The sequence below is a fragment of the Cupriavidus sp. WS genome (assembly GCF_000395345.1).
GTDB lineage: Bacteria > Pseudomonadota > Gammaproteobacteria > Burkholderiales > Burkholderiaceae > Cupriavidus > Cupriavidus basilensis_B.
On record NZ_AQPL01000426.1, the window covers coordinates 1 to 25,006 of the forward strand.

Genomic DNA, 25,006 nt, shown 5'->3' on the forward strand with positions numbered 1-25,006 from the left:
CTAACTATTTACGGATAAGCTCTTAGTTGGCTCGTTCGATCGATTAGTGGGGGCCGCGAAAGCTTCACGCCTGAAGTCCATGGTGCATTAGCGACCCGCGCCTACGAAGCCACCTTCATGGCCGGCCAGCCGGCGCTGGCCCCGATGCGCTTCAGCGCACTGAATTTCTGCGGCCAACCGTGGGAGCCGCAGCAGGCGGAGTACGACGGCGGCACCACGCTCACGCTCTGGCACCACGACCTCTACTACGGCAACCGCGTCGGCGCGCGCTTCTCGTTTGCCGACCAGTACATGGGACTGGTCGGTCAGCCGTCGCGCGAGTAACCGGTGCGAATAACCGCCGAGAGTACACCCCGATCAAAGCCAGGCCAGACCAGCAGGCGCTGCTCAGCTGAACCCGCCGCGCATCAAAACCGCCACCTCACCGGCGAATAGAGGCGGTTCCTGACCAGCGTTCACACGGCTGAGGAGAAGTCTGCAAAATACTGTGTATCGGTGTTGATCAGGTGGCGTAGGTCACGCCCGAGCCGGTCCAGTTTCCACACGACCAGCGTATCCCCCTCTCGCAGCGCCTTCAGGCAACTCACCAAGCCGGGTCGGTCCTCGCGCTTGCCCGATGCCTGGTCTTCGTAGAGATGCGCCGGATCGACATCGGCAGCGATCAGCGCGTCGCGCTGCAAGTCGGTGGCCTGGGAGCCGTCCGCCTTCGATACCCGCATGTAGCCAATTAGCACTTCGATACCCGCATGTAGCCAATTAGCATGTTGCCCCTGTCACATATACGTTCGATTATGTGACAGTGTGCGCCGGAAAATTCTGGCCGTCAAAATTTGTCACTTAACCCGTCATTCTGTCTAAGACATGCAAAGGGTCCATCAGGCTCGTAATGTGACAGAAATTCCGGGGGGATGCCTTCCTTTGCAAAGGTGGCTCGCAACTGTTCCAGGGAAGCTGGGTCGCGCCGACCATAGGAAGCCAAGGCGAACAGCGAGCGCGCCGTCTCGGGGTTGTGCCGCGCTTCAATGATCGCCTCACTGATAGCTTGGACCGCCCGTTGCCAGTGATTGACGGGTTCGGGCTTCGGCGCTTTCGCCGGCAGACCACTGGTGAACCCGGTTTGGGGCTCGGACCAGAACAGCTTTGCATGCTCGCCTGGCGGGCTTATATCCCTCACCTCAATCAAGCTGATTGCCGCTGCCGCTGCCTCCAGCATCTGCAACCGTACTGCCGGGTTCAGGGTTTCATACGGTCGCCACAGACTTTGCCCAGCACGCAGCGGATGCCCGCAGCCTTGCCAGACTTGGCGGAGATACCCCGCGTAGGTTCCGCACGCCGAAAGCGGGGTGTTCAGCTCATCGAGCAGCGTGCGTAGCAGCCGAAACCACAATCCAGCGTGGATGCGTCGGCGCGGCAGCTCCACATGGCCGGTCGTCAGTGCCTGCCAGGTACGCCGGTCCATCACTGCAATCGGGTCGCTGGCGGTGCGCGGCGCAGTGTCGGCGTTCTCCCAGCCGAGAAACCGCCCAGGCACGCCCCAATAGGATTCCAGCCAGCAGCCATGCAGCGGGCAGCTCAGCATCAAGGGCAGCTTCCATGCAAGCAATACGGCTTGGTTTGCCGGGTCGTTCAGACAGAGCGGACAGGCGCGATGTATCGGCTGGCTGGGCAGCCAGGCACGCCAGCTCGTGATGGATCGCGTCCTACGGCGGAGTTTCGGCAGCAGCACCGAGAGCTGGAACGCATAGGTTTCCAATGCATCTGGAATCTGATCATCAAGACTGTCCAGTAGCCAAGGCACCCAGCCGGCGAAACTCATGCAACGCAGCCGATCCGGCTCGATGCCGCTCCGCAGGGAGAGCATCTCCAGCAGCGCCAGTGGTGGCGCGGTGTCCAGGTCATCAACCTGACCGTGACCAAGATCGTGCTCCAGCAGCTCGGACACCTCCATGTGATAGCAAAGGGCCACGCGGTTGAGCCACGAAGACAAGGCTTCGCCTTCCCTGGGAGCCGGATGCAGTGGCCAGCGTGGCGCTGGCTTCACATCAGTTCCCGCTCGAATTGCCGCCGCCGCTCGCTGGGACCGGTGTAATCGGCCATGCTGAGCGTGCGATGGTTGATCGCTTCCTCGCAGCTCTCCACGGCGACGATGGCCGCTGCCATCAGCAAGTGCGCCAGTTCGCCTATGGTGCCCTCGCTGCGTGTGAGCAGGTAGCGGGCCATGTCCAGCGTGGCAATCGACGAGGGTCGCCGCAGAGGAAGCGAAGCGGCGAAGCTGGCCAGCAGTGAGCAGCAATCGTCGTTGGCCTCCCACAGCGGCAGCATCATCGGCTCGAAGCGGTTTTCCAACTGGTCATCCGAGCGGATGGCCAGATAGGCGTCGCGCGTGCCAACCCCGACCAGTGGGATGCGCAGTTCGTTGCCGAGGAAGCGCAGCAGATTGAGGAATTCCCGGCGGTTGACGCTGTTACCAGCCAGGACGTTGTGCAACTCGTCGATCACCAAAATGCGCACGCCGACCTTGCGCAGCAGTGCCAGCGCCAGTTGCTCCATTTCCGGCAGTCGTGGGCGCGGTCGCAATGGCGCACCCATCGCCGCGAGCAGCGCGACGTAGAAGCGGATCACAGACGGCTCGGACGGCATCTGCACGACCAGCACCGGGATGTGCTCCTGGTCGGCATCGGCGCTGGCCAGATGCGTGCGCCGGAATTTCTCGACGATCATCGACTTGCCGTTGTTGGTTGGGCCAATCAACAGCAGGTTGGGCATGCGTTGTTTGTTTGGCCACGCATACAGGGCTTCCAGCCGGTTCAGCGCCTCGATTGCTCGCGGATAGCCGATCCAGCGGTCGGCGCGAAGGCGATGGATGCGTTCGTCCGCCGGGAGACGTGCCAAGCCCTGGGCCGCCGGCAGCAGGTGGGACAGGTCGATGATGGGATATTCTTCCACGGCTACCACTCCTCAATCTGGTCGAACGGTTTGGCCGGCGGCTGGTTGTCCGCCTGCTGGTCATCCATGTCAGCGTCCGGTGGTGGCGTGGCTTTGACAGGCGGTGCCGTTGCCTTGAGATGCTGGCGTCGATCTGCGTCGCGCCGCGCCTTGCGCGTGGTCTTCTGCGCGGTGGTCACGATTTTGCGCATCTGGTCGATCATGCGGAACAACGCCGACTCATCCACCTGTTCGCGCCCTTGCTGCCGCAATTTCATCAGCGCCTGCCGTTGTTCCCAGAGGGTGACAGCCGGGTGCGACAAGGTACGGTAGGGAATTTCCAGGTAGTGCTGCCCCTCTGGTTCCAGCACCCATATGCGGCTGATGTCGCGTGGGTCTCGCCGGATCAGGAACGCAGGCGAGCGGTCGCGCCGAGCTATCCACGGCTTGAGCGCATCGGCGTAGTAGTGGATGTGGTCGATGACGAAGCCGGTGCGGGTCAGCGTGCGGCGGATGATGGGCAGAAAATCGACCAGAAAAGCCGTGGCGCGAGTGATGACGGTTGGCACGCCGGTCCGCGCGATAGCTTCGGCCCAGCGCGCGGCCGGCGGTTGGAGCAGGCCGTTGTGCACAGAGCCGTGATAGGTGCCGACCGCCAAGGCGAGCCAGCGCTCCAGCTCGCGCAGTGTCAGGGTGGCCATCTTCTCGGAGGCGTATTCCCCGCGCTGGTCAGGGTTGGAGAAGGTCGTTCCCGGCAGTTCGTCGTGGATCATCTGCATCGCCGTGCCGATGATCCGTTCTACGATGCCGCCGTAGTGCGGCTGCCCGAGCGGGCGATAGTCTAGCCGGATGCCATGCTGCTCGCAGCCACGGCGTAGCGCTTCACTCTTGAACTCGGCTGCATTGTCCAGATAAAGCTGCCTGGGCTTGCCGCTCATCGGCCAGTCCATTTCCACATTCAGCCCTTCCAGCCAGGGACGCTTGTCACAGGCGACATGCGCTAGGCACAGGCCGACTGAGACGGCTGACGGGGCTTCCAGCGTGACGACCATGCCGAGCACGCAGCGGGTGAACACGTCGATGGCGACGGTCAGGTACGGGCGGCCAATCGGTTGCCGGTCGCGCTCATCAACCACGATCAGGTCTATCACCGTGTGGTCAATTTGCACCTGCTCCAGCGGTACTGTCAGGGCAGGCGGTACACCGCCGGCACCTTGCAGGTCACGGGCGGCATCTTGCCCTTCCCGGCGGCGCGTGGTTTTGAGCGGATCGAGGCCGACGATCCTCAGTGCCACGGTGTTGCGCGTCGGCACCCGCAGGTTCTGCGCCTTGCACGCCCGCGCCACCTCGCGGTGAAACGCTGCCAAGCTGCGCTTCTGCTTGGTCAGGAACCGCTTTTGCAGCAGCTCGCGGATGATGCACTCGACCGATTCCGGCAAGCGCCCCTTGCCTTTGCCGCCGCCGGAATGGCCGGGCACCAGGTCAGTCACGAGGCCGCTGCCTTGCCGGGCACGTCGGATCAGGACGTACACCTGTCGCCGAGACAAGCCCAACGCCTGAGCCGCCATATCGGCCGCTTCGTGCCCGACCGTCTCCGACTGCGCCAACGGGCCAATGATCTCCGCACGACGGCGCGCACGCTCCCATACCTCATCAGGCAGAGTGGCCACGCCTTGCTCGGGAATCCGTGGGGTGTCGGTCGCCATACTCACCTCGCTTTGGTGCACACGAGTATTGAGCATAGTCGAGACTGGTGCAGATGACTTCTGATATTGGGCTTTCAGGAGCGGGCTGCACAATAGCCGTTACGCCCAATCAACTGGTGCAGTCGTCTTCTGAAAATAACATTATCTTGGCCGGGTCGTTATTGGCGGGTCTAAATGGCCGCTCCGTGGATCTCATCGCCAGAAATGGCGATGCGAGATCCAGGGCAGGGCGGCCGCCATCGTCAGACCTGGCGATGGTCGACGCCGGCGCGCATCGTCGGATGTGGCGATGCGAGCTCGAGGTCGGTGGCCACCGCCGGCGACCTGGTGCCATCGTCGGCAATGGCGATGCTGCAGCTCGACGTGCGCGGCCTGGTCGTCTCGGCATCGTCGGATGCGGCGATGCTCGAGCGAGGCGAAAAAAAACCGCCTCGGGGTGTCCGAGGCGGCAAGTCTGCATGCGGTTCAGGGAGGAAGAAACCGCGCCGGCGATCAGGGAGGAAAACCGCGCGGCCTGATGTGCAGCTCGGCCACTTTAGCCGGATTTTTCGACTTATCCGATGCGAGCGGCCCGCCGTGGGCGCTGCTCGATCTGCTGTTGCTTTTTCTCGACGTGCTTCTGCTCCTGGTGCTGCTGCTCGTCGCGCTGCACCTGGCTGATGGCCGCGCCGATCTGCCGCTTCACGCCCTCGATGCCCAGCTCGCTCTTGTGCGCCAAGTCGTTGAAGTCGGTGTGCTGCTTCATCGTGGACAGCGCCGCGATCTGCGCGCCGCTCAACATCGACGCCTTGAGCTTGGCCGCCTCGTCGCCGGCCAGCTCGACCTTGCCGGCGGCGGCGTCGGCAAGGCGCTGCTCGGCGCGCAGGTGGGTCTTGAAGCTGTCGGGCGTGATGGCGGGCAAGTCGCGCGGGTAGGTGTTCTCGGCCGGCGCGAAGATCGGGAAGATCGCCTTGCCGCCCACGGCCTGGGCGGCCGCCTCGGCCTTCTCCCGGCCGGGGTTGTTGCCGTGGGTCATGACCAGGTGCCGGTCGTCGTCGCCGGCGATGATGATCGGCTTGTCCGGGAACTTGGCGTGCAGCGCCTTCGCCACGGCCTCAAGGTTGCCGCTGTCGAAGGCGGCGACCGTGGCGTGGCCCACGGCCTCGGCCACCTGGGCCGCCGTGGCGTAGCCCTCCGAGATCACCAGCGCCGGCGCGGCCGCCAGGGCGTCCATGCCGCCGACCGGGTGGAAGCATCCTTCCTTCTTCGAGTCCTTGGCGAACCGCTTAGTGCCGTCCTCCTGGATGTATTGCATCGTCCATTGCTTGCCCTCTGCGTCGAAGGCCGGGATGTAGGTCTTCTGGCCTTCGCGGTCGGTCATCACGCCGGCCTGCGCCTGGATGCCTTTGGCTTGCAGGTAGGGCGTCGGCTGCTCGATGGGCACGAGGTCGGCCATCTGCCGACCGACGCGCTGCGCGGTGGCCTCCTGGGCCTTGTCCTGCTCGACGGCTCGCTGTGCCAGCTTCTCGGCCGCCTCGGCCTGGAGCTTGGCCTTCTCCTGGTCGCTCAAGGCGTAGCCCTTGCTCTTCCAGGTAATGTCCGTGCCGGTCTTGTTGTTGATGATCCGCCCGGCCGGGTGCCCGTCCAGGTGGCCCACGTAGAAGCCATCGAGCGCGCCCTTCTTGCCGCCCTCGACCGGCACGCGGTGCCGCTTGCCATCCATGATCGGGTGATCGCCCTGGGCGTTGCTGCCGGTGAACAGGCCGGCGCTGCGCATGGCCTCGGCGAACTCTTCCCTTGGCGTCATCGCTGGCCCTTGCTGGGCCTGCACGTTCTCGGGCTTCCAGCGTTCGAGCTTCGCCGCGTCGGCGCGCGGGCCGACATACCAGGACTTCGCGGCCTTGTCCCAAAGCGCGCCGGCGGCCTTGGCCGCGTTGCGCTGCTCGTAGGGCACGGCCAGGTACTGGCGGGCCTGCTGGGCCTGCTGCGCGGGCTTCTGCGCCTCGCCCTGGGCTTCGGGTGCCGGCTGGGCCGAACGCGGCTCTACGGCCGCTGTAGCGGCTCCCTGCGCCCATTTGGCGAAGGGAGCGGCATCGGTGCCCGGCGGCACGTACCAGGACTGTTGCTGCCGATCCCAACGCGCCCCGAGGCTCTTGGCCTCGTCCTTCTCCTTGTACGGCACGTTGATGTACTGCCGTTCGGGCTTCTCGGCCTGCGGCTGCGCCTGCTGCCGCTCGCGTTCCTGGCGCTCCAGCTCGGCCGCGCGGCGCTGCGCGTCGCTGTCGTTGAGCATGGCCGACGCCTCGGCGGTCTTGCGTGCCTCTTTAGCGGCTGAAATGTCCTCTTCGGTCGCGTTGGGGTCGCGCCGTACACGCTCTTCCTGCACGCGGGCCAGCTTGGCGGCGCGCTCGTGCTGGTTGTCGGTGCCCAGCGCATCGACCAGGTGCAGGCGCTCGGTCAGAGCCTCGGCCTGGCCCTCGGTGCGGGTGCCGGCGACGAAGGCAAAGGCGTCCTCGCCGAACTGCGCATCGGCCTTGCGCGCGTAGACCTGGAACGCCTGCGGCTCGATGCCGGCCTGGGCGGCATCGACGGTCTGGCCGTCCTGCTCGGCCACGCCGACGATGCGCAGCTCTCCGCTCCAGTCGGGCGGCAGCTCAACGCCAAGGTGTTGACGGGTCGCGTCGGCGAACGCCTGGCCGTCGATCTCGCCGGCGGCGAGCTGCCGGCGCGCGGCGGCGGCCTGCTCGATGCCCTGCACCGCGTCGGCAGGATGGGCGGCCAGCAGGGCGGCCGCCTGGTCGTTGGTCGGTGGGGTCATGTTCGCCTCCTGGTCTGCGACGGCCGCTTGCTGCTGGGTCAGCGCCGGCAGGGCCATCAACTGGTCGGGCGCGTAGTTGTTCAGCTCGTCCAGGCTGCGAACCTGGTGGGGTTCACCGTCCTGGTCGTGGAACGCAAAGATGCGCTGGCCGTCGCTCCACCTGGCTTCGGCGTCGATGCTCGACACGATCTGTTCGCCGTGCTGCTGGAGCTGCTGCGCGAGGTGGAGCTGTTCGGCCATGTTGGCGAACTCTTGCGCCAAGCCCTTGCGCTCCAGGTAGGCGTTGTCGGTGTCGGTGTGGCTCGGGTCGATGCCGAACACCGGCGACAGCCGGTCATGCGCGACCGCGTAGAACTGCTCGGGATCGGTGCCGGTGATGCTGCCCACGGTTTCGAGGCCACGGCTGCGCAAGGCGTCTTCCAGGGTGTCGCCCTGGAATGCCTGGTAGTGGCTGAAAGACACGTCCGGGTTGTCCAGGACTTCGGCAATGTCCACGGCCAGGGCCTGGGCCACGGCTTCGTCCTGGGCCTGGCTCTGCTGCTGGTCTTGCTCCTGAACCTGCTTCTGCTCGAAGGCCAGCACGTAGTCGTGAATCTTCTCGGCATCGGCGGCCGCGCGGAACACCTCCAGCGGCTCGTCTTGCAGCGCCTTGATCCACGAACCCACATAGGCGGCGTGCTGGCCCGGATCGTGGCCGATGCCCAGCTCGTCGCCGACGATCATGGAAGCGATTTCGGCGCGCAGCTCTTCCTTGGCGTACCCCTCGCTCCCGAACGGGTGCGCCAGGTCGCGGTCAAGGCGCGAAGCGTGGCCCGTCCAGTGGCCCAGCTCGTGCAGCGCGGTCGCGTAGTAGCGGTCGGAGCTGGGGAACTGGCCGCGCTCCGGCAGGGTGATGCTGTCGGTCGAAGGGCGGTAGAACGCCCGATCACCGGCGGCGTGGGTGATCGTCGCGCCCGAGGCTTTCAGGATGTGCTCGGCGCGCTCGACGGCGTTCCAAGTCTGTTCCTTCTTCGGCTGGAGCGGCGGCAGGCCGTCGATCTGCTCGCCGTTGAACACGGTCGCAAAGAACACGCGCGGCCGCTCCAGCATGACGGTTTCCTTGACCGGCTGGCCCTTCGCATCGAGGACGGGCCGGCCGCTGTCGTCCAGCTTGTCTTGCTCTTCGCTGAACTTCCAGTATTGAACCGGCGTGCCTTTCTCGCCCTTGCGAACCTGCGCGCCCACGGCGGCGGCCTGCTTGTAGGTCATCCAGCGCGCATCGCTGCGGCCCTGGGCCATCAGGTGGATGGCGTTGATCCCTTTGTACCGCTTGCCGGTGGTCGGGTTCATCGGCAGGTAGGCGTTGGGTTCGCCCGGCTCCCACGGCTTTTGCCACGGTGCGGTGCCGGCCTTGAGCTGCTCGATCAGCTTTTCGGCCACGACTTCGTGAAACGGCTTCTTCGGCTCCATGTTCTCGTCCCTTCGGAATAGCTCGTTGAACTGAGGGAAGTTCTGCTGTGTCCGGGAACGGTCGCGCAGGCCCTGGGCGACCATGCACACGATGTTGTGCAGGTCGTCGGCCTGCATGGGCCGCACGCGGGCGATGCAGGTTTCCGTGAATGACTGTTGGCCGCGCTGCTGCACCTGGTCGGCGACCTGGTGCTGGCTCGGCTCGATGCCCTCGCAGTGCAGGGCAAACACTTCCTCGGCGCGCACGTCCAGGGACTGGCCGGCATAGCGCCGGTTCACGTCATCCCATAGCGGCTTGAGGGTGGGTTCGTTGCGGGCGGCCGCCAGGCCGTCCAGCAAGGCGCGCTTCTCGCCCGGCGCGAAGGTGTTGGCCCCGTAGTGGCCTAGCACCTCGTGCCGCAGCGTCATCAGTAGGTCGCCGGCGCTCTCGACGTTCTGCAAGGGCACGTCCACGCGGCCACGGTAGGCGCGGCCGGCGTGCAGCGTCTCCTTGGGCACGTAGCCGCCCTTCATGTCGGCCGGCACCTCGGCCGCTCGCGGCCCGTACAGCTCGGCCGCGTCCTCGCGGAACTTGTAGGCCAGCTCCAGCGCGCCGGGGTAGTCGCGGACGAAAGCCCGCGTCACCCCTTGCGCCTCGGCTTTCGTGATCGGCATGGGTCAGCCCTCCGACGCCTTGCGCGCGGCGGCCTGGGCAACCGTCTCGCCGGGCCGCAGGTCGTACAGCTCGCGGGCGTTCGTGGTGGTGATGAACGGCGGGATGTCGGCGCTCGGGCCTTCGTCGTCCAGGAATGCCGGCTCCAGCGCGCCATCGACTTCCACCAGGTCGTCGCCGCTCGCGGCGGCGTCCTGCTCGGACAGCGCGTCCTCCACGAACGCGCCCACGCGCTCGGCTTCGTCGGGGTCGAACTCGACCTGGAAGCCGGGCGTCAGCGCGTCGGCCATCTTCTCGCGCACGGCCTCGCGGCCGGCGGCGTCGTCGTCAACCGGCGGCAGGACGGCCAGCGGCTCGTCGTGGGCGGCGGTGTTGGTGGTGGTTTGCTCGTTCATGGTCGATCTCCTTCGCTGTGGTCATTCGGATGCCGGGCCGTTGCGGCCCTTGCTGTAGTCGGGCCGACCCTTGAGGTCGGGGTAGGTCTGCTTGCATGTGGGGAAGTTGCTGCAACCCCACCAGAATTGCCCCTTCTTCTTGCTCGGCCGGCGCGACAAGCCGCTGCCGCAGGCCATGCACTTGTGAAGGGATGACACCGGCGCGGCTTCCTTGCCGCCGGCGATGGTCACGGCTCCGCTGTTGGCCTTCGCCACCTGGTCGCGGATGAACGTCTCTTGCTTCGTGATGAAGGCGTCCAGGGCGGCCGTGCCCTGCTCGACGCCTTTCAGCATCCGCTCGTAGAGCGCGGTCAGCACCGGGCTTTTCACAACCTCGGGCAGCGCGTCGATGACGCTGCGGCCGAGGGTCGTGCTGATGATCTGCTTGCCTTTGACGGCCAGGAACTCGCGCCGCTTCAACTCGGAAATGATCGACGCACGGGTGGCCGACGTGCCGATGCCGTCGCCCTCGCGCAGCATCTTCTTGTGCTCGGCATCGCTGACGAACTTGTGGATGTTCTCCATCGCGCGGATCAGCGTGCCCTCGGTAAAGCGCGCTGGCGGCTTCGTCTTGGCGTCCTTGCGGGTGGCGTCCGTGCAGGTCACGGCGTCGCCCTGGGCCATCGACGGCAGGGCCTGCGTGCCGCTGTCGTCGTCCTCGTCCTTCTCGCCTTCCTCGTCGGCCTGGCTGTACACGTCACGCCAGCCGTTGCGCGTGACTACCTTGCCGCTCGCGGCGAAGTTCTCGCCCGCGATCTCGACGCCCACGGTGGTCTGCATGTACTCGTGCAGCGGGTAGAACTGCGCCAGGTAGGCGCGCACGATCAGGTCGTAGATGTTGCGCTCGCGCTCGCTGAGGGCGGCCTTGCTGCCCTTCTGCATGGTCGGCACGATGCCGTGGTGCGCGGTGATCTTCGAGTCGTCCCACGTCTTGGACTTGATACGCGGATCGGCACCATCGACCAGGCCGGCCAGTTCGGGGTTGACGTGCTTGATCGCCTCCAGCACGCGCGGCGCGTCGGCGTGCTGCGACTCCGGCAGGTAGGCGCAGTCGGTGCGCGGGTACGAGGTCAGCTTGTGCGTCTCGTAGAGCGCCTGGCAGGTGTTCAGCACGTCCTCGGCGCTGTAGCCGAACTTGGCCGAGGCCAGTGCCGTAATGTCGGACAGGGCGAAGGCCAGCGGCTGGTTCTGCTTCTTGGCCTCCTGTTTGTACGCGGCGATGGTGCCCGGCTGGCCCTTGACGGCGGCCACCAGGGCGTCGGCGACGGCGGTATCGACAAGGCGGCCTTCGCTGTCCAGACCGGCTTGATCCTCCTTCGCCTTCCATGCGGCGGCGAAGCTGCCGCCGGCGTGCTGCACCACCGCCCGGATGGTGTGGTACGGCACGGCCTTGAATGCCTCGATCTCGCGGTCGCGGGCGACCACGAGGGCCAGCGTCGGCGTCTGCACGCGGCCCACGGTCAGCAGGGCGCGCGAGCCGCCGCGCTGCGCGCGCAGCGTGTACGCGCGGCTGAGGTTCATGCCGATCAGCCAGTCGGCGCGCTGCCGCCCGCGTGCAGCGTCGGCCCAGCCTGCATAGGTGGTGTTCTCCTTCAACGCGGCCAGGCCGCGCTTGACGGAAACGGAGTCCTGCGCGCTCACCCAAAAGCGGCGCACCGGCTTGCTGTTGCGGAAGTGCTCCAGCACTTCGTCAACCAGCAACTGGCCTTCGCGGTCGGGGTCGCCGGCGTTGACGATCTCCTTGGCCTCCTTGAGCAGCTTGCCGATCACGGCGAGCTGCTTCTTCGCGTCGTCCTTGGGCTTGAGAATCCAGCTCTCGGGGATGATGGGCAGCTCATCGACGCGCCAGACCTTCTTGCCGGACTGGCCGCGCGGCACGTCATCGGGCGTGTACTCGTCGGGGTCGGCCTGTTCGAGCATGTGCCCGAAGCACCAGGTCACTTTGTCGGTGCCGCACTCGATGAAGCCGTCGCCCTTGCCGGTCGCGCCCAGCTCGCCGGCGATGGCCTTGGCGACGGACGGCTTTTCTGCGATGAAAAGGCGCATGGTGTGTCTCCCTACCAGGTGATGACCGGACGGATCACGGTCTTGATTTGCGAACGATTGATCGGGCCGAAGTAGCGGCCGTCGAAGGATGTGGCGCTCACGTCCGACATAAGCAGCACCTCGGAATTGCCGAGCGTGTAGCTGTTGGACTGATAGCGCGGCAGCGGCCGACCGGCCTTGTCGGCCTTGATCGGCGCGCTGAGGGGCAGCAGCTCGCCGTTGACGCGCACGCCGTCATCGGCGACGGCGACGGCATCGTCTTTAGCGGCTAAAACGCGCTTCATCATGTAGCCGTAGCCGCCCTGGCAGAAGCCGGCCCCGATGTAGCCCCTCTCCTTGGCGTCATCGAACACGCCGAGCTGCGGCGGGCAGAAGAGGACGTAGGCCCCCTTCTCCACCGGCGCGCTGCTCGTCCAGTACAGGCCGACCGGAATGCTCTTGGTGGTGTTCACGCGGGCACCGGCGGCATAGCCGCCGGCGGCCAGCAGCAGGGCGGCCACGCCCGCGATGACGACGCCTGCCGCGATGCGTTTCAGGATGCGGCTCATATCGTGATGCCCTCCCCTTCCGTCTCGGCCTGTGCGACGGCGCGCAGGCGGTCGCTGACCTTGGGCGCAGGGATCGCGGCGCGTGCCGAGAACACTGGGTCTTTGAAGTACAGGGGTTGCTTGCCGTAGATCGCCGGGTAGCCCGCGACGTAGATCACCATGTCGCCGGCTTCTTCGATCTCGCCCTGGGCGTTCTTCTTTGGCCCCGGCATGCGCAGGCATTCGTCGGGCGTCAGCAAGGGCCGCTGCACTTCCTGGTAAGTGCGCGACACCTGGCCCAGCATCGCCGCCGTGCGGCGGCCGCTGGTCGTGATCTGCTCCTTCACCACGGTGGTCTGCCCGGTGAGGCGGGACAGGTGTTCGGCCGTCTCGACGCGGTTGGGCGGGTAGGCGTTCTGCACGTGGCAGTTCGACGTGATGCTTTCGTCGTGGCCGTAGCCCGTCTCGCGGCTCTTGAGCTGGTTAATGTCCTGGCAGATGAGGTAGCACTTGATGCCGTAGCCGGCCACGAAGGCCAGCGACTCTTGCATGATCTCCAGCTTCCCGAGGCTCGGGAACTCGTCCAGCATCATCAAGAGCCGGTGCTTGTAGTGCGCCACCGGCCGGCCGCCCTCGAAGTCCATCTTGTCGGCCAGCAGGCGCACGATCATGTTCACCATGACGCGCACCAGCGGCCGCAGGCGGGCCTTATCGTTGGGCTGGGTGACAATGTAGAGGCTTACCGGGTCGTCCTCGTGCATCAACTGCTTGATGCGGAAGTCCGACCGGCTGACGTTGCGGGCCACCACGGGGTCGCGGTACAGGGCCAGGTACGACTTGGCCGTGGACAGCACCGATCCGGCTTCTTCCTCGGGCCGATCCATCATGTCGCGGGCCGCCGAGCCGATGGCGTGATGGTTCTGGCCGTCTACGTGCCCGTAGGTCGCCATTTCCATCCAAAGCTCGCCAATGTCCCGGTTCGGGTCGGCCAGCATCGCATCGACGGACGGCAGCGTGGCGGTGCCGCCATCGTCCTTGGCCTTGTACAGCGCGTGCAGGATCACGCCGACCAGGAGCGCGAAGGCGGTCTTCTGCCAGTGCGAGTCCAGGCCCTTGCCGTCCGGGTCAACGATCAGCGTGGCAAGGTTCTGCACGTCACCCACCTCGTATTCGGTGCCGAGGCGGATTTCGTCCAGCGGATTCCAGCAGACGCCGCCCGAGGTGCTGGCCGGCTCGAAGCGCAGCACCTTGTTCTTGGCGTGCTTCTGCCGCCAGCCGGCGGTCAAGGCCCACAACTCGCCCTTCAAGTCGGTGATGACGCTGCTCGCGCCCCACGACAGCAGCGTGGGCACCACCAGGCCGACGCCCTTGCCCGAGCGCGTGGGCGCGTAGGTCAGCACGTGCTCGGGGCCGCTGTGCCGCAGGTAGAAGAAATTGCCGTCCTTGTCCTGCCAGCCGCCCACGTACACGCCGGTAGCCGTGGGTGCGGCCTTGCCGGTGACGATCTCCAGGACGTTGCGCTCGCGTGGCAGCAGGCCGGCCGCCTGAATGTCCTTCTTCTCGGCCCAGCGGGCCGAGCCGTGCAGGTACTCGTTCGCCTTCGAGCTGTTGGACGTGACGACCTTCGCCACGGCCACGCCCAGCAGGCCCACGGTCGAAACCAGCATCCCCATGCTGCCGGCCTTCATGATCTCGTCCGGGTACTGGCTGTACCACTTGTACGTCCAGTGCAGGATCGACCAGGGCGCGTACACGTGGCCCACGTTGGGGCCGAGGGTCGCGTGATAGGCGAACGTGTGGGCGAAGAACTGCGTCGCGGCCTGGAGGCCGCCGACCATCGAGGCCGCGCCCAGCACCGGCAGCAGCTTGCTCGGCTTCGGTTTGGCGGTTCGGACTTGCGGCCCTACCGCGTTGTTCATCTTGATCTTCATCTACTCCTTCCTTTCGACGTTTTGATGGAGCCTTTCGCGGTGATCGAGACGGCATCGCCGACCGCGATGCGCGTCAAGCGCCGGGCCGTGGCCTGGTCGATGGGCATAACCATGACCTCATCACCTCGTTTCAAGAGGGCCAGCGCCTGGCCCTCGATAGTCCTGGTGCCCTGGAACGTGAGCGCACCATCACCGGCAGTATATCGGGAATGCTTCGGTATATCGAAACCTTTTAGGCGCTTTGCCTCGCGTTCGGCGATGTACTTGTCGGCGGCGGCGACGCCCGGCGGCGTCTGGCCTACTCCTGTTCCTGGCCGAGAAATTCCCCGTCGCAGTGCGTGATCTGGTTGGGTTCCTTGCTGCTCCACGTGACGAGGAACATCACGCGGCAATAGCACTTCACTTCCGCCGGCGATGCGAACCACACCGAGTTCGGACAGTGCTCGCAAACGGTGCTGGCTTTGGGGCGGCGGTTTTCTTCCAAGGCGTCCAACGTCGGGCTTCCGGTGGACGGTGGCGGCGTGAAGGCCGGCGTCGGCGCGGTCGCCTCGGCCGGCGGCTGGCCGGCCGTCGCCTGCTCGGGCGACGGCTGCGGCTCCGGTAGCGTGCTGGTCGGCAGCGGGCCGCTGTCCAGGGCCGCCAGCGCCGCGTCCAGTTCGTCCTCGATGCTCTGGTCTTTCGGTTCGCTCATGGGTGTTCTCCTTGTTCAAAAGCGCCTGCCGCCGGCTCTCAAGAGCCGGATCGGTGAAGGTGATGGGTAGCTGGGAATCGACGGCGGCGCGGATCATCTGCGCCTTGAACTCCACCGTGCCGTTGACGGTGATGCGGTTGCCGTAGCGTTGCATCGCCAGGCGCAGGGCTTCTTGCAGCCCTTCGCGCGTGGCCTCGCGGGAGACTTGCAGGCGGTCACCGTCATCGCGCACGGCGCTCATGCCGGCGCGGAAGATGATCGTCCCCTTCTTCGTGATGTTGTCCACCGCCGGCGCGTGGCCGGGCTTCGCCTGGCCCTCGCCCCGGATGGTGTTGCCCTTGAGGCCCTGGGCCGCCTCGCGGGCGCGCAGGGCGGCCAGGGCGTCGGCGCCGCCGTGCTGCGCCTCCTTCTTGAGCCAGTCGGCCCACGTGCGCCGGCTGTGCTCGGCGTAGAGGGCCGTGCGCTCCTGCTGGAACTGCTTGTTGATCGCCTGGAGTTCGCTGCGCAGGGCCTTGCTCGCCTGGGCGTACAGCAGCTTCTTGTTCGCGCGGCCCTCGCCGACCACCTTAATCGTGGCGCGGCGCAGGCGGTTCGACCTCTTGGCCGCCTCGATCAGCCGATCCTTGCGATGCCGGGCGCGCTCCAGGGCCTGGGCGCGCGCCGTGGTCAAGCTCTGCTGCTCGGCCTTGTACTTCGCGTACAGCTCCACGGTGTTGACGCGAAGGCGGATGGGGTCTTTGCGGTACTGCCGCTTCGCGGTGGTTTGCGCCTGCCGTTCGGGCGAAGCCTCGAACGGGCCAAGCCGCGCCTCCAGGCTCGGCTTGGAAAGGTCGCGGGCTACTGTGCTCGCCTTCACCATCGTTCCGTCGCCGGCCTCGAACACGAGGCCATTGGCGCGGACGCGCAGCTCCATTCCGTTGTCCCGCATGACCTGGTGCAGTTCCTGCCAGGACTGCGCGCCCTTGATCTCGTCCAGGCACTCGCGCTTGATCCAGCCGACCAGGCTTTCAACGCCGGCATGCCGCTCCATGTCGGCGGCCCGGCCCTCCGCGCCGCGCTTGCGCGGCTCGTGGTTGTCGCGCTCCAGGCCGTAGTCGCGCTCCAGGGCCGTGCAGAGTTCCGCCAGCGCCCGGTGCGGGTAGTACGGCTCGTGCATCGTGTGCCGCGTCGGGTGAATCTTGTTGATGGCGATGTGGATGTGCAGGTTGTCGGTGTCGTTGTGGACGGCACTGATTCGCTGATGCTCGCCATAACCCAGCCCGACGCAGATGCGTTCCTCAATCGCGCGCAAGGTGTCGGCGCTGGGCTGCTCGCCGGCCCGGAAGCTGACGATCAGGTGGTAGGTCTTGTCGCCCTTCGCGCGGGTGTTCGTGTGCTGGGTCGCCAGCACCTCCGTGATGGCGTCCTGGATGGAACCGGCTTCGCAGTTCGTCGCCTGCACGTGGCCCAGCCGGTGGTCTTTGCTTTGGGCGTCGGTGATGTAGTTCGCCAGGCCCGCGAAGTCGCTCTTGCCAAGCGAGCGCATCGGCACGTGCTTGGCGATCATGGCCGCCCCTCCGGCTTTTTAGCCGCTAAAGAAGTCAAGGCTCGGCCCTCGGCTGAACCACGGCCTTCATGATCCGGCTCATTTCGTCCTGGGTGGCCTCGATCCGGCCCAGCAGGGCCAGGATGGTCGCCTCGCCGAACTGGAGCGTTCGCACGTCATCGGTCAGCCAGAGCTTGAGCAGGCCGCCAAGGCGGCCAAGGTCGCCGTTGACGCGCACCAGCTCGCGCACGTGCTGGTAGTCCATGACGCCCTTGATCTGGTAGCCCTGGCCCACGTCGCGCAGATAGCGCGCCACGCTGACGCCCGCCCTCTTGGCGTTCGCCTCGATCTCGTCTTTCTCTTCGGGGAACACCGGCACCCGCAGGTGCTGCCGCCGCCGGCGGCCGTGTTCCTTTTCGTCGTTCTCCATGCCTCGCCTCGTCTCTCATGCCGGCGGTAGCCGGCTGCCTCGCAGAGCAGGATGACCCGTTGAGCGCCCCCGGCGCGAATAAGGGACAGTGAAGATAGATAACCGGCTCGCCGGTTAGCTAACTTCACACATCCTGCCCGCCTTACGGCGTTAATAACACCAAGGAAAGTCTACACCAGCCATTACGATTTATCCGCAACTATCGCGCTATCAGGCCGCAAAAGCAGCAACGGATATAGCGAAAACCGCCACAATGGCCCATAATGCCGCTATCGAAGCGTGCCAATGCACGCCGATAGCGGACTTTTTGCGTTTCCGTAGCGCCGCTTAGTAGCGTTACATTTGCGATGAGAGGATTAGATGGACGAACACGATGCCAAAGACCTACCCCGAAGAGCTGGCTGAATGGGTGAAGGGACGGGAAGCCAAGAAGCCGCGCCAGGACAAGCACGTGGTCGCGTTCCTGGCCGTCAAGAGCGACGTTCAAGCGGCGCTCGATGCGGGCTATGCGATGAAAACGATCTGGGAGCACATGAAGGAAACCGGCCGGCTGCGCTGTCGGTACGAAACCTTCACCCAGCACGTGAAGCGGTACATCAAGGCCGCGCCGGTAGCTTCCCCGCCGCCTCCCGCCACTCCCCCGGACAGCCAGCCCAAGGGCGCGAAGCCCGAGCCGAAGGCCGCCCCGCCGGCCTCGGAATCCAAGAGTGAGCCGCCCAAGATCGGCGGCTTCACGTTTGATGCGACTCCAAAGAAAGAGGATTTACTGTAATGGCGAAAATTCACATGGTTCTGCAAGGCAAGGGCGGCGTCGGCAAGTCGATGATCGCGGCCACCATCGCGCAGTACAAAGCCGGCAAGGGACAGAAGCCGCTTTGCATCGACACCGATCCGGTGAACGCGACGTTCGAGGGCTACAAAGCCCTCAACGTGCGCCGGCTCAACATCATGGACGGCGACGAGATCAACACCCGGAATTTCGACGCCCTGGTCGAGATGATCGCGTCGGCCGAGGGCGACGTCATCATCGACAACGGGGCCAGCTCGTTCGTGCCGCTGTCGCACTACCTCATCAGCAACCAGGTGCCGGCGCTGCTCCAGGACATGGGCCACGAACTCGTGGTGCATACGGTCGTCACCGGCGGCCAGGCCCTGGTGGACACGGTGAGCGGCTTCGCCCAGCTCGCCAGCCAGTTCCCGGCCGAATGCCTGTTCGTGGTCTGGCTGAACCCGTATTGGGGGCCAATCGAGCACGAGGGCAAGGGGTTCGAGCAGTTGAAGGCGTACACGACCAACAAGGGCCGTGTGTCCGCCATCATCCAGATTCCGGCGCTGAAAGAGGAAACCTACGGCCGCGACTTCGCCGAAATGCTCCAGGATCGGCGCACCTTCGATGAGGCCCTGGCCGATTCGGCGCTCACGATCATGACGCGGCAGCGGCTCAAGATCGTGAAAACCCAGCTCTTCGCCCAGCTCGAAAACGCGGCGGTGCTCTGATGGCGGCCGACGACAAGATCGAGGAGCTGATACGGGAGATCGCGGCCAAGCACGGCATCGCCGTGGGCCGCGACGATCCGATCTTGATCCTCCAGACCATCAACATGAAGCTGATGCAGGACAGCGCATCGGCCCAGCAGGAAATCTTGGACGCCTTCAAGTCGGAACTGGAGTCCATCGCCCACCGATGGGGTGATGACGCCAAGGGAAAGGCGGAAAGGACGCTCAACGCGGCGTTGGCGGCCAGCAAGGACGCCATGACGCGGGGAATGCAGGAGGGCGCGAAGGCGGCCGCCGAGGCCGTGCGGCGTGAGGTTGAGGCGGTGACGGCGCAGCTCGTCGCGCCGATCCGCGAGGCGCGGCGCGTCGCCATGATGAACATGGTCGCGGCCGGCATGGCGGTCGTGGCCGCCGGCCTGGCCCTGTGGGCCTCGCTGTAGATGGCGATGCGGGATCTCATCGTCAGAACTGGCGATGGTCGACCGCGCCGGCGGCATCGCCAGGTTCGGCGATGCTGGCCAGCTCCCGGCATCGTCGCTTGTGACGATGCTGCAGGATGATTCCACCAGGCCCTCGGCGGGCCTCCCTCGCCAGAAATGGCGATGCTCGAGAAAAAAGCCCGGCGACCGCCGGGCTTCGTTTTTATGCGGGCCTGGCTGACAGGCCCAAGGACTGCGATCTCCCTGGCCGCTCCTGGGCCTGGGATTGCTTGCGCTCCTGCTCCTGCTTGCGCATCAGCAGCTCATGCCGGCGGGCGGCCTCGCGCATGGCATCCCAATCGGAAGCCAGCTCGGGGTTCTCGGCGCGCATCTTGCGCGTCGCCAGCTCTTCGATCTTCGGCGAGTGCAGGCCCATGCCTTCCTTGATCTCGCGGACGGCCTCCAGGCGCGCGTGAAGCGTCTGCAAGCGGGCCTGCTGCTGCGCCTGCTGGTTCTGCCAGGCTCGCTTAGAGCCGGGCAAGGAAAGCCGGCCAGGCGCGGACGCCTGGGTCTGCTGCAAACGGGCCTGCTGCCGGTCGATCAGGTTTTCTAGCCTGTCCTCGATGTGCTCCACCTGGTCGTGCTTGGCCTGCACGTAGAGCGCCAGGGTTTCGGGGTAGGACTGCTCGACCGGGGCCGCCTCTAGGGTGGCCTGCTGCTCGATCTCGGCCGCCTGGGCGGCCTCCAGCAAGTCGGCTCCGGTGTCCTCGCGCGAAGCGCCGAAGGCGGCACCGCCGAGGGTGGCCGGCGCGCTGACGCGGGCCGGCTTGGTGGCGCGGCTCTCGGTGCCGCTGCCGGGGATGGTGAGTCGTTTCAAGGGCGTGCCTCCTTTTTAGCCGCTAAAGCTACATGGAGCGCCCCCGCGTCAGTTTCGGGGCCTCTGCGGCGACTGCCGCCTTGCCCTGGGCGTTGTAGCTGATGCTCTTTGCGCTCCCAATTTCAGGTACTTTATCGAAATCTGACCGAGCGTGCATGACAAAGTTCTTGCCGATCTGCTGGTACACGTTGGTGGCGTCGGCATGAACGATCACGCCGGCGTGGGTCTGCTTCTTGTCGGCCGCTTGGGCCGTGTACAGGTTGTAGATGCCGGGCTTCAACGCGCCCGCCTTGTCTACTTTCTGATTCGTCCAAGCGCCGTCCTTTTCGGCCTGAACGATGCGTTGACCGTTCATGACCAAGAGGCGTTCTTTCATCGGGCACTCCTATGGTTGCCGTAGTTCTCAAAAGGGTGATGGTGGCCCCATGCAAGCCGCGCTCCAACAAAAAAGCCGACCTCGGCAAAGCGAGGCCGGCTCTTCCCAGCGGCCGGGTTGTGCGTTTTGTCAGGGTTCCAGGGTAATTTTAAGGAAAACCAACCGATTTATCAGGTCTTTTTGCGTCCGCCGCTGGTCGGATCGGCCGCCCGGCCTTGCGCCATGACGGTTTCCAGGGCCTCCAGCCGGCCGCGAAGCCCGGCCGCTTCCTCGCGGGCCTGGGCAGCGTCGCGCTTCGCCTGGTCGCGCTCGCCCTGGGCGGCGGTCAGCCGCTCGGCCTGGCGGTGTGCCTCGGCCGCCATCGCCTTGCGCTGCTCCTGGTGGGCCTGCTCGGCCGCCTCGGCCTTGGCCTGCACCTTCACCAGCTCCGCGCGCACCTGGTCGCGCTCGGCGGCGGCCGCCTCGGTGGCCTTCCGCTGCTCGGCCTGAGCGGCGCGCGCCTGGTCGGTCGCCTGGTTCGCCCGCTCCAGGTCGGCACGCAGCTCGCCGGCGCGGCGCTCGATCTCGGCGGTACGGCTGTTCGCGGCCGCGAGGTCGGCCCGCAGGGCCTCCACCTGGTCGGCGCTGGCCGTGGCCCTCTCCTGGGCCTTGTCGCGCTCTGCGCGCGCCTGGCGGGCTTCCTGATGGGCGTGATCCAGCTCCGTGCGCAGCTCGCCGGCCCTGGCCTCGGCCGTGGCCGCGCGCTCGCTGGTCGCCGCGAGCTTGCCGCGCAGCTCGTCGGCCTCGCCCTTGGCGGCCGCCTCGACGGCCTCCAGGGCCGCGATGCGGGCCTTGGCCTCGTCCAGCTCGCCGGTGAGCTGGTCGGCCAGCTCTGCGGCTTCCTGGCGCGCTGCTTCCGTCTCCTGGCGCACGGCCTCCAGCGCCTCGCGCTCGGCGGCCAGGCGGTTGTTCGCCATTTCCAGCGCCACGGCCCACAAGTCGCCGCCCAGCTCGGCCAGCTTGTCAGTGATCGCCTGCGGTGCCGGCTCGCGGATCGGGGCGGCCTGGCTGGCCTTGCGTGCGCGCCACTCGTTCATCGCCTCGCTGATGGTGGTGAAGCTGCCGCTGCCGAGCTGCTTGCGCACGTTCGCCAGCGTGGGGTTCTGGCCGGCCGCGTCCAGTTCGTCGGCCACCGCAAATATCTGCTCCTTCGAGATCGCCATGTCGGGCCTCCTTTGGCCGGTTGTATGTTGTAGCGTGAAGCATACTACAACATACAACACTACGCAAGCGGTTTAGCTGAACTTTTTTTAGCGGCTAAAACGCGGGCAAAAAAAGCCCCGCTCGATGGCGGGGCGATGGGTGGGGGTCGGTGGTCGGCGATGCCCGGCGCTGGGCGTGTCAGCCCTCCAGCAGCGCGACAAGCTGCACGGTGCCAAGGTCGGCCTCGAACTCCTGGCCGTCATCCTCGTATTTGAGCCAGGCCCAGCCCTCGGCCGGGGGCCGGCGGTTGAGGATCAGCCGTGCCGGCCGGTCGTCGTGCTTGACCTGGATGATGGCCTTCTTGAGCTTGTCGGGGTCGGCCTCCTTCGGCTCCTTCTTCCCCTTGGCGTCATCATCCTGCGGCCCCTGCTCGCCGTCGCCGGCCTCGGCGTCGGTCTTGCCGGTCAGCGCATCGACGGTGTTGGGATCACGGTCGCCGTCCTCGTGACTGCGCTTGTCCTCCAGGAACTCGCGCAGCAGCTTCACCGAGCCGCGCGTCAGCTCCTGGCTGTCGTCGGCCAGCCAGGCGGCCACCTCGTCGGGGTTCTTCTTGTAGGCCGTCACCAGCTCGTTGATGACAGTCACGTCCTTGCCCCGGCCGCTATTGAACGCCTCGGCAATGGGTTCGGGCAAGTCCAGCAGCGTGACGTGCTGCGTGACGAAGGCCGGCGACTTGCCGATCTCCTTGGCGATCTCGCCCTTCTTCTTGCCCTTCGCCAGCTCGCGGCCGATGAAGTCGGCGATCTCACGCGCCGTCAGCTCGTTGCGTTGCAGGTTCTCGATAACCTGGTCGGCCTCGTTGTAGTCGTTGTCGATGAAGGCCGGGATCGTGGTCTTGTGCGCCCACTTCGAGCCGCGATAGCGCCGCGCGCCGTGGTTGATGAGGTAGCGCCCCGGTGCGTCCGGGTTCTCGCGCACGCTGATGGGCGACTTCACGCCGCGCGCTTTGATCGTCTCGCCGATCTCCGCGATGCTCTCCGGCGAGAAGCCGGGGTTGTCGGCCGTGCGCGGCTGGTGCGGGTCTTCGTCGATCAGGTCAAGCGGCAGCTCCTGCGGGCCTGCGCCGCCGGCGTTGGCCGCCGGCTGCTCGTTCAGCAGGCCGGCCAGGTCGCCCAGCCCGTCCAGGCCCAGCCCGGACGATTGCGGCTTGTCCTGCTCCTTCTTCTTGGCGTTGGTCTTGGCGCTCATTGCGCGATCTCCATCTTCGTGAACACGTAATCCGCCAGCGCACGCACCTCCTGGGTGGCCTTCCGCGCGGCGGTCTTCTTGATCTTCCACACCGGCATCTGCTCGCCCAGCGCCTCGGCGATGCTGTCACGCGCGCCGATGCTGAACGGCAAGATGAGCTGCGGGTATGCCTGCTGCAACGTCGCCAGGTTGTTGACGTGGCGCGGCTTCCGCGCGTCCACCTTGTTCGGCACCATGCCGAGGAAGCGCAGCTTGGGGTTCTGCTTGCGCAGGTTGCTGATGACCGCGACCATCTTCTTCATGCCCTGCAAGCTGTACGCCTCCATTTCGATGGGCGACAGCATGTAGTCGGCCGTCAGCACGGCCGCCGTCATGGCGACGCCAAGGGAGGGGGCCGTGTCGATCAGGCACACGTCGAAGAACTCGCCCAGCGCGGCCACACTGGCCCGCAGCGCGGCGGCCGCCTGGGAAAGCTCCATCTTGTCCAGGTTCGCCAGGTTGGCGTCTGCCGCGATCAGCGCCAGGCCGTCATCCTCCCGGTCAGCGAACCAGGCGCGCAGCTCGTCGCCGCCGGCGGTGAACATGCGACTGGCGGGATAGCCCGAGTCGTGGCCGGCCAGCGTCCAGCTCGCATTGCCCTGGGTGTCCAGGTCGATCACTGCAACCCGAAGGCCGCGCTCCTGGAAGTCGAACGCCAGGTGGCAGGTTGCGAACGTCTTGCCTTGACCGCCTTTCTGAATTGCCGTGACCAGTGTTTTCATGAGTTGGGTTCCTGTTTCCTCTTTCCCTTGGCGTCGGCTTCCCAACGCTTGACGATGAACGCTTGATGCTCCGGCAGTACCGCCGTCACCCGCTCGAAGCCCTGCGGGAGCACTTCCCCCGCCACTGCCCACACGCGGCTGACCGCTTGCGATACCGCCCCCTTGGTCAGCCCCAGCGAGGCCACAAACTCGGCCTGGGGCCTTCCATCGACCAGCACGCCGCGCGCTATGTCGATGGTCTGTTGCCCGATCTCCAGGCCCTTGATCGCCGCCTGGAATTGGGCTTCGGTTAGCCGTTTCTTCATGGAGAACACCCATATAAACTCCACACCCGGTTGTTGAACAAAAGGCGGTGCCAGCCGCCGACCATGTGCAGAAGTTTAGCTAAACTCGCCGCCCGCGTCAAGCGTTTTAGCGGCTAAAAATGGGCGCGTGATCTTCTTTCTTGGCGTTCAACCTGGCCGCGTCAGCGGCACTCATGAAGAACGTCATCAGCGGGCCGACCGTGCGGCTCGAACCGTTGGCAAAGCACACGTCGAACTGACCGCCGGCGGTGTGCGGATCGACGCCTTCCACCAGTCGCCAGGGGTCAAGGCCCCATTCCTCGGATTGCGCGCTGTACCAATAGGCCGGCGCATCGCCGTTCAAGTCGCTGGCCGCGTACTCGCGCACCAGGACGGCCACCCGGCCGGTGTTCGGCTCCACGAATCCCGGCGGGTAGGGTAGGGTCTGTTTTTTCATGTCAAAGCCCCTTCGGCTTGTAGATCGAAACGAAGTAGGTGATCGCGGTCAGCACCGCGAAGTACGCCAGGAACGACCAACCGGCATACACGCCAGGCGTGTTCCAGTGGTAGAGCATCCGCACGAACTGGAAGAAGGTGGCAATCGACAGCACCCACTTGAGGATCGGCCAGACCAGCACGGTCGCCACCCATACGAACTTGACCAGGCCGGCCAGCAGGCCAGCACCGGGGGCCTTGTTGGGGGCAGCAGACGCGGCGGCAGGCTCCACCGGCGCGGGCGCGGCGGGCTGCTCGATCTCCTTGGGGAACTTGATGATGTTGGACATAGCTTGACCCTCCACGCGCTTACGTGTTGAATGCTGGGTGCTCCCACTCGGAAGCATGGTTACGGTGTGCCAGCACCAGGCCAAGCGCCCCGGATCACTCCGGGGCGTTCCTCCACCTGGGGCCGCCCTTGATCTTGCCTCGGCTCACGCAATACTCCTTCTTGGCGTCCTCGATAGGCCCGGCCGTTGCCGACCGGGCCATGTGCTCTTACCAGCCGGCCCGGCGCTTGGCCTGCTCGACGGCTTCCATCGACCAATGGCCCTTGGCCTGCCCCTCCAGGGAGCATCCGGCGAAGTACGCCTTGCCGCGCAGTTCCTCGGCTTTGCACACCAGCTCGGCCGCCTCGGCCATCATGGCCGCGATCTCGTCACGGCGGGCCGGGAAGTCGGTCGCTGCCGCGCCCTCCAGCTCGTCAATCCAGGGCATAATCTTGTTGTCGCTCATCGGACTTTCTCCGGTAGTT

Annotated in this window: 23 protein-coding genes and 1 pseudogene; 4 read left to right on the plus strand and 20 right to left on the minus strand. The window is 66.0% G+C overall.

Going from position 1 to position 25,006, the window contains the following annotated elements; genetic code table 11:
- The first annotated feature begins 117 nt into the window (after positions 1–117).
- Entirely contained in the window at positions 118–324 is a 207-nt protein-coding gene (locus K206_RS0129455; RefSeq protein WP_020205952.1) for a hypothetical protein, read from the plus strand.
- Positions 325–494: 170 nt separating this feature from the next.
- Here the strand turns inward: K206_RS0129455 and K206_RS39655 are convergent.
- The 11 genes and pseudogenes from K206_RS39655 to traJ all read right to left on the minus strand — a co-directional run.
- Positions 495–734 (minus strand): annotated as a pseudogene (locus K206_RS39655) (recombinase family protein); the annotation flags it as partial.
- Positions 735–823: 89 nt separating this feature from the next.
- Positions 824–2,041 carry a TniQ family protein gene (locus tag K206_RS41985; RefSeq protein WP_069602319.1) on the minus strand — a complete coding sequence of 406 codons (1,218 nt, stop codon included), beginning with the start codon at positions 2,039–2,041 and terminating at the stop codon, positions 824–826.
- A complete protein-coding gene (locus K206_RS0129465; protein WP_020205954.1) occupies positions 2,038–2,946 on the minus strand; it encodes a TniB family NTP-binding protein in 909 nt (302 codons plus the stop codon). The genes K206_RS41985 and K206_RS0129465 overlap by 4 nt, the downstream gene beginning before the upstream one ends.
- Before the next feature lie 2 nt (positions 2,947–2,948).
- On the minus strand, positions 2,949–4,631 hold the full coding sequence (locus tag K206_RS0129470) for a DDE-type integrase/transposase/recombinase (protein ID WP_029044233.1): 1,683 nt from the start codon (positions 4,629–4,631) through the stop codon (positions 2,949–2,951).
- Positions 4,632–5,184: 553 nt separating this feature from the next.
- Complete coding sequence (locus K206_RS0129475) at positions 5,185–9,531, minus strand: zincin-like metallopeptidase domain-containing protein (RefSeq protein WP_011114055.1); 4,347 nt, start codon at positions 9,529–9,531, stop codon at positions 5,185–5,187.
- 3 nt (positions 9,532–9,534) lie between these two features.
- Positions 9,535–9,924: a protein TraD gene (locus tag K206_RS0129480; RefSeq protein ID WP_006122510.1), complete on the minus strand. Its 390-nt coding sequence runs from the start codon at positions 9,922–9,924 to the stop codon at positions 9,535–9,537.
- Positions 9,925–9,945: 21 nt separating this feature from the next.
- Positions 9,946–12,009: a DNA topoisomerase III gene (locus tag K206_RS0129485; RefSeq protein ID WP_011114056.1), complete on the minus strand. Its 2,064-nt coding sequence runs from the start codon at positions 12,007–12,009 to the stop codon at positions 9,946–9,948.
- A gap of 11 nt (positions 12,010–12,020) precedes the next feature.
- On the minus strand, positions 12,021–12,557 hold the full coding sequence (gene traF, locus K206_RS0129490; RefSeq protein ID WP_006122512.1) for a conjugative transfer signal peptidase TraF: 537 nt from the start codon (positions 12,555–12,557) through the stop codon (positions 12,021–12,023).
- Complete coding sequence (locus tag K206_RS0129495; RefSeq protein ID WP_000694765.1) at positions 12,554–14,467, minus strand: type IV secretory system conjugative DNA transfer family protein; 1,914 nt, start codon at positions 14,465–14,467, stop codon at positions 12,554–12,556. Before K206_RS0129495 ends, traF begins: the two co-directional genes overlap by 4 nt.
- Entirely contained in the window at positions 14,464–16,704 is a 2,241-nt protein-coding gene (gene traI, locus K206_RS0129500) for a TraI/MobA(P) family conjugative relaxase (RefSeq protein WP_011114057.1), read from the minus strand. Before traI ends, K206_RS0129495 begins: the two co-directional genes overlap by 4 nt.
- 34 nt (positions 16,705–16,738) lie before the next feature.
- The gene (traJ, locus tag K206_RS0129505) at positions 16,739–17,113 is read right to left on the minus strand and encodes a conjugal transfer transcriptional regulator TraJ (RefSeq protein WP_000426567.1); all 375 of its coding nucleotides are present in this window, start codon (positions 17,111–17,113) and stop codon (positions 16,739–16,741) included.
- Positions 17,114–17,486: 373 nt separating this feature from the next.
- On the opposite strand from traJ, the gene K206_RS0129510 reads away from it, so the two are divergent.
- The 3 genes from K206_RS0129510 to K206_RS0129520 are packed head-to-tail and all read left to right on the plus strand — an operon-like array spanning position 17,487 to position 19,050.
- On the plus strand, positions 17,487–17,885 hold the full coding sequence (locus K206_RS0129510; protein ID WP_001127128.1) for a TraK family protein: 399 nt from the start codon (positions 17,487–17,489) through the stop codon (positions 17,883–17,885).
- Positions 17,885–18,610, plus strand: coding sequence for an ArsA-related P-loop ATPase (locus K206_RS0129515; RefSeq protein WP_011114058.1), 726 nt, complete (start codon positions 17,885–17,887; stop codon positions 18,608–18,610). The genes K206_RS0129510 and K206_RS0129515 overlap by 1 nt, the downstream gene beginning before the upstream one ends.
- Positions 18,610–19,050: a conjugal transfer protein TraM gene (locus K206_RS0129520; protein WP_000718516.1), complete on the plus strand. Its 441-nt coding sequence runs from the start codon at positions 18,610–18,612 to the stop codon at positions 19,048–19,050. The genes K206_RS0129515 and K206_RS0129520 overlap by 1 nt, the downstream gene beginning before the upstream one ends.
- A gap of 202 nt (positions 19,051–19,252) precedes the next feature.
- On the opposite strand, the gene kfrC is transcribed toward K206_RS0129520, so the two are convergent.
- From kfrC to kleA, 9 genes are all read right to left on the minus strand, one after another.
- A complete protein-coding gene (kfrC, locus tag K206_RS0129525) occupies positions 19,253–19,906 on the minus strand; it encodes an IncP plasmid survival protein KfrC (RefSeq protein ID WP_000826922.1) in 654 nt (217 codons plus the stop codon).
- Between the two features lie 28 nt (positions 19,907–19,934).
- A complete protein-coding gene (gene kfrB / locus K206_RS0129530; RefSeq protein WP_000664557.1) occupies positions 19,935–20,282 on the minus strand; it encodes an IncP plasmid survival protein KfrB in 348 nt (115 codons plus the stop codon).
- A gap of 170 nt (positions 20,283–20,452) precedes the next feature.
- A complete protein-coding gene (locus K206_RS0129535) occupies positions 20,453–21,484 on the minus strand; it encodes a DNA-binding protein (protein WP_011114059.1) in 1,032 nt (343 codons plus the stop codon).
- A 178-nt stretch (positions 21,485–21,662) separates the two neighbouring features.
- Complete coding sequence (locus K206_RS0129540) at positions 21,663–22,712, minus strand: ParB/RepB/Spo0J family partition protein (protein ID WP_011114060.1); 1,050 nt, start codon at positions 22,710–22,712, stop codon at positions 21,663–21,665.
- Entirely contained in the window at positions 22,709–23,473 is a 765-nt protein-coding gene (locus K206_RS0129545; RefSeq protein WP_011114061.1) for a ParA family protein, read from the minus strand. Before K206_RS0129545 ends, K206_RS0129540 begins: the two co-directional genes overlap by 4 nt.
- Positions 23,470–23,778, minus strand: a complete 309-nt coding sequence (locus K206_RS0129550; protein WP_011114062.1) for a transcriptional regulator KorA — start codon at positions 23,776–23,778, stop codon at positions 23,470–23,472. Before K206_RS0129550 ends, K206_RS0129545 begins: the two co-directional genes overlap by 4 nt.
- Positions 23,779–23,884: 106 nt before the next feature.
- Positions 23,885–24,214: a DUF2761 domain-containing protein gene (locus K206_RS0129555; RefSeq protein ID WP_011114064.1), complete on the minus strand. Its 330-nt coding sequence runs from the start codon at positions 24,212–24,214 to the stop codon at positions 23,885–23,887.
- 1 nt (position 24,215) lies between these two features.
- Positions 24,216–24,542 (minus strand): KleE stable inheritance protein, encoded by a 327-nt coding sequence (gene kleE, locus K206_RS0129560; RefSeq protein WP_011114065.1) that lies wholly within the window; start codon positions 24,540–24,542, stop codon positions 24,216–24,218.
- 208 nt (positions 24,543–24,750) lie between these two features.
- Positions 24,751–25,006: stable inheritance protein KleA (kleA, locus tag K206_RS0129565; RefSeq protein ID WP_231401706.1), on the minus strand; the 256-nt coding region annotated here is incomplete at its 5' end.